The sequence below is a fragment of the uncultured Desulfovibrio sp. genome (assembly GCF_944327235.1).
Classification (GTDB): Bacteria; Desulfobacterota; Desulfovibrionia; order Desulfovibrionales; family Desulfovibrionaceae; genus Desulfovibrio.
In genome coordinates this window covers 1-7058 of the sequence record NZ_CALVHE010000111.1, presented here as the reverse complement: position 1 = coordinate 7058, position 7058 = coordinate 1, and the positions used below count along the sequence as shown (strand labels likewise).

At 65.0% G+C, this 7058-nt stretch carries 6 protein-coding genes; 2 read left to right on the top strand and 4 right to left on the bottom strand.

Annotated elements, in window-relative coordinates:
• Nucleotides 1-160: 160 nt before the first annotated feature.
• The 3 genes from Q0K00_RS10915 to Q0K00_RS10905 all read right to left on the bottom strand — a co-directional run bounded on the left by Q0K00_RS10915 (nucleotide 161) and on the right by Q0K00_RS10905 (nucleotide 3444).
• Entirely contained in the window at nucleotides 161-1177 is a 1017-nt protein-coding gene (locus Q0K00_RS10915) for a bifunctional methionine sulfoxide reductase B/A protein (RefSeq protein ID WP_297229456.1), read from the bottom strand.
• A 72-nt stretch (nucleotides 1178-1249) separates the two neighbouring features.
• The gene (gene galE / locus Q0K00_RS10910) at nucleotides 1250-2236 is read right to left on the bottom strand and encodes a UDP-glucose 4-epimerase GalE (RefSeq protein WP_297229454.1); all 987 of its coding nucleotides are present in this window, start codon (nucleotides 2234-2236) and stop codon (nucleotides 1250-1252) included.
• 35 nt (nucleotides 2237-2271) lie between these two features.
• Nucleotides 2272-3444 (bottom strand): MltA domain-containing protein, encoded by a 1173-nt coding sequence (locus Q0K00_RS10905; RefSeq protein WP_297229452.1) that lies wholly within the window; start codon nucleotides 3442-3444, stop codon nucleotides 2272-2274.
• On the opposite strand from Q0K00_RS10905, the gene Q0K00_RS10900 reads away from it, so the two are divergent.
• Nucleotides 3439-3885 carry a thioesterase family protein gene (locus Q0K00_RS10900; protein WP_297229450.1) on the top strand — a complete coding sequence of 149 codons (447 nt, stop codon included), beginning with the start codon at nucleotides 3439-3441 and terminating at the stop codon, nucleotides 3883-3885. The genes Q0K00_RS10905 and Q0K00_RS10900 overlap by 6 nt on opposite strands.
• A gap of 4 nt (nucleotides 3886-3889) precedes the next feature.
• On the opposite strand, the gene Q0K00_RS10895 is transcribed toward Q0K00_RS10900, so the two are convergent.
• The gene (locus tag Q0K00_RS10895) at nucleotides 3890-4522 is read right to left on the bottom strand and encodes a translation initiation factor IF-2 (protein WP_297229448.1); all 633 of its coding nucleotides are present in this window, start codon (nucleotides 4520-4522) and stop codon (nucleotides 3890-3892) included.
• Nucleotides 4523-4843: 321 nt separating this feature from the next.
• Here Q0K00_RS10895 and Q0K00_RS10890 point away from each other — a divergent pair, with 321 nt between their 5' ends.
• Nucleotides 4844-6907 (top strand): elongation factor G, encoded by a 2064-nt coding sequence (locus Q0K00_RS10890; RefSeq protein ID WP_297229446.1) that lies wholly within the window; start codon nucleotides 4844-4846, stop codon nucleotides 6905-6907.
• Nucleotides 6908-7058: the final 151 nt, after the last annotated feature.

Genomic DNA, 7058 nt, shown 5'->3' with positions numbered 1-7058 from the left:
GTCCTGACCCTAGAGCGGATCCGCATTGAAATCGTGTCCGATCTCCATGCTGACGCTGCCCCCACACTACGGAAAAAGCGTGGTTTTTCCGTGTGTTCGGTTGCGGGGTAGTCGCTCTCGCGACTACCAGAGCGATCCACATTTTCAATGTGGGATTGCTCTAATCCGCGCGCTGCTCGAAGCGCTTGACCGGCAGATGGCAGCCGCCGCGGCCCGTGCGGGCGGCGAAGTCCTGGTGATAGGCTTCGGCCTCATAGAACGGCCCCGCCTTTTCCAGCGTGGTCACCACCTTGTAGCCCAGGCCCTTCAGCTCGTCGATGAGATGTTCCGCAATGAGCTTCTCGCTGCCGGAGGCATAGAATACGGCCGAGCGGTATTGCGTGCCCACGTCCGGGCCTTGCCGGTTCAGTTGCGTCAGGTCATGGATCTCGAAGAAGCGGCGCAGGATCTGCTCATAGCTGATCTTCGACGGGTCATAGCGGATGAGCACCGCTTCCGCATGACCAGTCCGCCCGGTGCTGACCTGCTCGTAGCTGGGCGAGGGCACGGTGCCGCCCGTGTAACCGGAGACGGCTTCCACCACGCCGGGCAGCTTCTCGAAGGCGTCCTCCACGCCCCAGAAGCAGCCTCCCGCCACGATGGCCGTGGCGGTCAGCCCCGCCGCCTGCCGCCGGGCAAAGGCCTGCTTTTCCGCTTCGCTGCCCTTTTCCGCAAAGGCCATGCTCACGGAGTTCACGCAGTGCCGCGTGTTCTTTTCCGTAAAGCCCTCGCCCTCGAACACATGGCCAAGATGGCCGTTGCAGTGGGCACAGACGATCTCCGTGCGCTGACCGTCGGCATCGGGCAGACGCCTGACCGCGCCGGGCAGCTCGGCGTCGAAGCTCGGCCAGCCGCAGCCGGAGTCGAACTTGTCCTCGCTGCTGTAGAGCGGCATCCCGCACTGACGGCAGATATAGGTGCCGGGTTCGCCCTGATGATTGTACTTGCCGCTGTAGGGCGGCTCCGTCGCCTTGTTCAGGATGACAGCCGCTTCCTGCTTGTTCAGGGGCGGCATGGCAGAGTTTTGCATGGTCGCCTCCGCATTGCGCGTCTTGGTGAAGGTAAGGCCGATGAGCAGCAGTGCGAACACTGTCACCACCAGCAGGGGAATATCCTTGAAGACGGAAGGTAATTTCATACTATTCTTCTAGGTTTTTATAACGATAAAAAAGGCCTTGCCGTTTGGCAAGACCTTTAACAGGAAAAATTCCTAATTTTCGTAACCGTCGGGATGGGCACTGTGCCAGCGCCAGGCCGAGGCGATGATCTCCTCCACGCCCTGCCGGGGCTGCCAGCCGAGGACCTCCCCCACCTTGCGGGACGAGGCCACCAGCCGGGCCGGGTCGCCCGCGCGCCGTTCTCCCATGACCACCGGCAGCGGGTGGCCGGTGACGCGGCGGGCCGCTTCGACCATCTGCCGCACGGAAAAGCCCTGCTCGCTGCCCAGATTGAACACCGCGCTTTGCCCGCCCGCTTCCAGATGCTCCAGCGCCAGCACATGCGCTTCGATCAGGTCCTCGACCCCCACATAATCACGGATGCAGGTACCGTCCGGCGTATCGTAATCGTCCCCGAAAATGGTGATGTGCGGCCGTCGCCCCAGCGGCACCTGGAGGATGAGCGGGATGAGGTGGCTCTCCGGCCGGTGGTCCTCACCAATGGAGCCGTCCGCCGCCGCGCCGCCCACGTTGAAATAGCGCAGGGAGACGTAGCGCAGGCCGTGCGCGGCGGCCGTCCAGCGCATCATGCTCTCCATGATGCGTTTGCTCTCGCCGTAGGGATTGCCGGGCCGCAGCGGGGCGTCCTCGGTGATGGGCACGCTGTCCGGCTCGCCGTAGACCGCGGCCGTGGAGGAAAAGACGATGCGCTCCACCCCGTGGCGCACCATCGCCTCCAGCAGGACCTGCATACCCTGCACGTTGTTGCCGAAATACAGCAGAGGGAGCCGCATACTCTCGCCCACCAGCGAACTGGCGGCAAAATGCAGCACCCCGTCCACGGCGTGACGGCTGAAGATGGCGTCCAGCACCGCCGGATCGCGCATGTCGCCCTCCACGAAGGGCACGTCCGCGGGCAGGGCCTGCCGGTGACCGGTCCGCAGATCGTCCAGCACCACCACCTCGCGCCCCCGCGCGCGCAGAGCGCGCACGGCATGTGAGCCGATATACCCGGCGCCGCCGCAAATCAGAATGGCCATTCCTTCCCCTCCTTTCCCGTCCGCGCCGCAAGGCCCTACCGCGCCACCAGCACCCAGGCCGGGCCGTGCGCGTCCAGATGGCTGGCCACATAGTTGGCCCGCTCGCCGCCGCCGCAGAAGATGTCGATACGGTTACGCTTGATGGCCCCGCCCACGTCCTGCGCGAAGCCTATGCCCCGCAGCGGGATGGTGCCGTAATCCGGGTCGGGCGCGTTGACGCCGTAGGCCACCACCGCCCCCAGCGGGATGTACTTGCGGTCCGTGGCCAGCGAGAGCCAGTCGTCCACCACCTGCCCCATGGCGCCCGTGGGCCCGCGATTGCCGAAGCGGAAAAAGACGTAGCTGGGATTCTCGTGCAGGATCTCGTCCACGCGCTCCGGATTGTTCTTGAACCATTCGCGCTGCTCGAAGATATGGCCTTCCTTCAACAGCCCCTTTTCCCGCATGATGCGGCCGGAACTCTTGTACTTGTGGCCGTTCTGCCCGGCATAGTTCACGAAAGCCTGCGTGCCGTCGTCGAAGATGAGCCGCCCGGAGCCTTGTATCTCCAGAAAAAAGACATCCACGGGATCGGCCACCCAGGCCAGTTCCAGTCCCTTGCCGGCCAGCACCTGCTTCTCCTCGATGGTGCGGCGGTCGTAATAGCGGCCCCGGTTGCGCCGCTTCACGGCGGCCAGATCCGGCGGCAGCTTGTAGATGGCCTGCGGATACCCGGGCTTGGCCGTCCGACTGGCCCGCACATACGGCTCATAATAGCCGGAATAATCTATGCCGTTGGGCACGGCCTTCCAGGTGAAATTGGCCAGGAAAAGCCCCGGTTCGGCGTCCAGACGCGGCAGCAGGGCGTCCAGCCGCTCCAGCGTGCGCCGCATCTCCCCCCAGGTCAGCTTGAGCCCGGGACGGTTGACGGCCAGCGCCCCCTGCGGCTTGCTCTTGACATAGCGCAGGGACTTCCGCACCGTAGGCGCCATCTCGCGCCACGACGTGAGATCCTGATTGCGCGGATCCAGCCAGCGGACGAACTCCTGCGGCGCTTCCGCCGTCACCGCCGGACCGAGAGGCCGCCAGCGCGGCGCCTCCACCCTGACGTCCGACGATTTCCCGGCGCAGGCGCACAAGAGCGTCAGCGCCAGCAAAAGACCACAGCGCACAAGCGCAAACAACGACGCTCGCAGGGGCTTTGCCTGCGAAGGAGCAATGGCGTGCATACCGACTTTCCTGCTTCCGATGTCTGGCTGTCGCACCGCATCTCTTACGGGGAAACCGACACCATGGGGGTTTTGTACTATGCGGAGTATCTCCACATCTTTGAACGGGCCCGCAGCGAATACATCCGCTGCCGCGGCATGAGCTACAGCGAGGTCGAGGCGCGCGGCATCCTGCTGCCGGTGCGCGAGGCCCGTTGTCGTTACCGGGCCCCGGCCCGCTATGACGACCTCGTGCGGGTGCACGCGGGCATCAGCGAATGGGGGCGCGCGTCGCTCGTCTTTGTATATGAGATGTGGAATGAGGACAAGTCCGTCCTGCTGGCCACCGGCAGCACGCAACATGCGCTGGTCAACCGGGAAGGACGGCCCACGGCCGTGCCGGACTGGTTCAAGGCGCTTTTCCATCTTTCGGCCGGGGAAGCCCCGGCAACGGCGGACTGATCCCCTACCTTCCCGGCAGGCCCCCCCTCGCGGCGGGCCTGCCCTGCGCCAGACGGGCGACAGCCACGGGCGTATGCCGGTGCGGCGGCAGGGCCGTCCCGCGCGGGGGCGCAAAACGGCGGGAGAACTGCGGCAGTTCCGACGTCTCTTCCTCCTGTCCGCGCAGGATGTGGTCGAGATGACGCATGGCCGAGGCCACGTCGTGGAAATCCGCATCGCGCCGACAGCCGCGCACCTGCCAGATCGCATGGCCCTGGATGCGCTTGTGCAGGGACCGCAGGGACGTCTCCTGCATGGCCAGCGCCAGACTGAGCTCCCCTTCCGGCAGATGCAGCACCAGACGGCGGCCCTCCACGTCCACGGGACAGCCTTCGCGTCCCGGCGTCAGGCGCAACAGATCACGCACAGCGGCCGTGGTGACGTCCATGTGCTCCTCGCTGCTCATGTTGCGCACATCTTCCGCGATCCTGCGCTCCTCGCCCGCGATGCGCTCCCGCATACGTTCGCTGCTGCGCTCCAGCGAGCCGATGCCGCGCCGCATGATACGAAAACTGAAAATCAGGCCCACGAGCACGATAAAGGCCCCGGCAGCCAGCACGATCATCCTTGCCTCCCGGATGGGATATCCTATCCTCATATAGTCATCTTTCCCCCTCTTTCTGTCAAGATATCCATATCCATGAGGGGACTTCCCTTTTTTCGACTGACGCGCTATGGTTAAAAAAGGAGAAAAACCATGCTGGGCCGATACGTCGGCAAGGTCGCGGACATCAGCACGCGGCGGGAGCCTCCCCCCGTGCCGAGGAGATGCTCCGCCCCCTTGCCCCCGTCCCCCGCACGCACGACGGCGCGGGACACCCCTCGGCCCACGCTCGGGCATATGGCCGGAGACGCGCCATGCCCCATCGGCTGAGGTCCTTCCGGCTCTGTGCCACACTGATTACTAAGGGAGTTTTCTATGTCCAACCCGGTAGATGCTCAACGCACGTTCGCTCTCGTCGGCACCGGCGGGTGCGGCAAAACCTCGCTGGCGGAAATGCTTCTCTTCACCACGGGCGCCATCTCGCGCATGGGCGCCATTGAGGAAGGGACCACCAGCCTTGACTATGAGCCCGAAGAAGTCCGCCGCCGCGGCTCCATACAGCCCGCCGTCGCCACCTGGACGTGGAACAAGAACCGGCACTTCCTGCTCGACATTCCCGGCGACGGCAACTTTACCGGGGACATGGACTATCTGCTCAAGGGCGTGGACAGCGCGCTCTTCGTGCTCGACGCCGTGGACGGCGTGCGCCCCCTGACCAAGAAACTGTGGACCGCCGTCCGTGAGGAGAAGCTGCCCGCCCTCTTCGTCATCAACAAGCTGGACCGCGACCGCGCCGACTTCTCCATGGCCTTCGACAGCCTGAGCTCGCTGGGCGTCAAACCCGTGGCCCTGCACTACCCCCTGCGTGAAGGCGAGACCTTCACGGGCTATGTGGACGTGCTCACCGGCAAAGCCTGGAAATTCGGCCCGGACGGCGCAGCCGCCCCCATCGCCCTGCCCGATGACGTGGCCGACGACGTGGCCCTGCTGCGCGACGTGGCCGTGGAGAACATCGCGGAAAGCGATGAGGCCCTCATGGAGAAATACCTCGAGGAAGGCAGCCTGACCGACGACGATCTGCGCACCGGCCTGCGCAACGGCGTGCTGCGGGGCGACCTGACGCCCGTGCTCGTCTGCTCCGCGCTGGAAAACAAGGGCGGCGCCGCCATCCTGGACGCCGTACAGGCCCTGCTGCCCTCCCCGCTGGAACGCCCGCCCTTCGTGGACGCCGAAGGCAACGAACGCGCCTCCTCCCCCGATGAGCCGCTGGCCGCCTTCGTCTTCAAGACCCTGGCCGACCCCTTCACCGGCCAGCTCTCCTTCCTGCGCATCCTCTCCGGCACCATCGACGGCGACGCCACGGTCAAGAATACCCGCAGCGAAGAAAACGAACGCCTCGGCAACCTGCTCTACATGGTGGGCAAGAACCAGACCCCCTGCAAGGACGTGGTGGGCCCCGGCGCCATCGTTGCCGTGGCCAAGCTGAAGAATACCCGCACCGGCGACACCCTGTGCGACGAAAAGGCCCCCTTCACCCTACCCGCGCCCGAACTGCCCCCGCAGCTCATCACCTACGCCCTCTCGCCCAAGGAAAAGGGCGACGAGGACAAGGTCTATGCCGCCATCCAGCGCCTGCTCGATGAGGACATCACCCTCAAGCTCGGCCGGGACGAAGAAACGGGCGACATCCTCCTTTCCGGCATGGGCCAGCTCCACATCGAGCTTTCCGTGGAAAAGGCCCGCCGCCGCTTCAAGGTGGACATCATCCTCAAGACCCCCAAGGTCCCCTACCGCGAGACCGTGCGCGGCAAATGCCAGGTGCAGGGCCGCCACAAGAAGCAGTCCGGCGGCCGCGGCCAGTTCGGTGACTGCTGGATCGAGCTCGAAGGTCTGCCGCGCGGCTCCGGCTACGTGTTCGAGGACGCCATCGTCGGCGGCGTCATCCCCCGCCAGTACATCCCCGCCATCGACAAGGGCATCCAGGAAGCGGCCGCCCGCGGCTTCCTCGCCGGTTGTCAGGTGGTGGACTTCCGCGTCAAGGTCTATGACGGCAGCTACCACACCGTGGACTCCTCGGAAATGGCCTTCAAGGTCGCCGGTTCGCTGGCCTTCAAAAAGGCCATGGAAAGCCTCAAGCCCGTGCTCCTCGAGCCCGTCGTCCTGCTGACCGTCTCCGTGCCCGACGAAAACATGGGCGATGTCATCGGTGACCTCTCCTCCCGCCGCGGCAAGGTGCTCGGCTCCGACTCCCGCGCCGGCGTGACCGAGATCAAGGCCCACGTCCCCATGAGCGAAGTGCTGCGCTACGCGCCCGACCTCCGCTCCATGACCGGCGGCCAGGGCTTCTTCACCATGGAATTCGCCCACTACGAAGAAGCGCCGCAGCCCATCGCTGACCGCGTCATAGCCGAATATCAGGAACATAACGGACAGGAATAAGCTGTCCATGAACGACAAAAAAACGCGGCCTGCTGGAGCGGGCCGCGTTTTTTTGTCGTGTTGCGGGGATTTGATGCGGGGGGAAGGAAGGGGACTTTTTTGCAAAAAAGTCCCCTTCCTTCCCCCCGCGCCCCCCATCCATCCTTCAAAA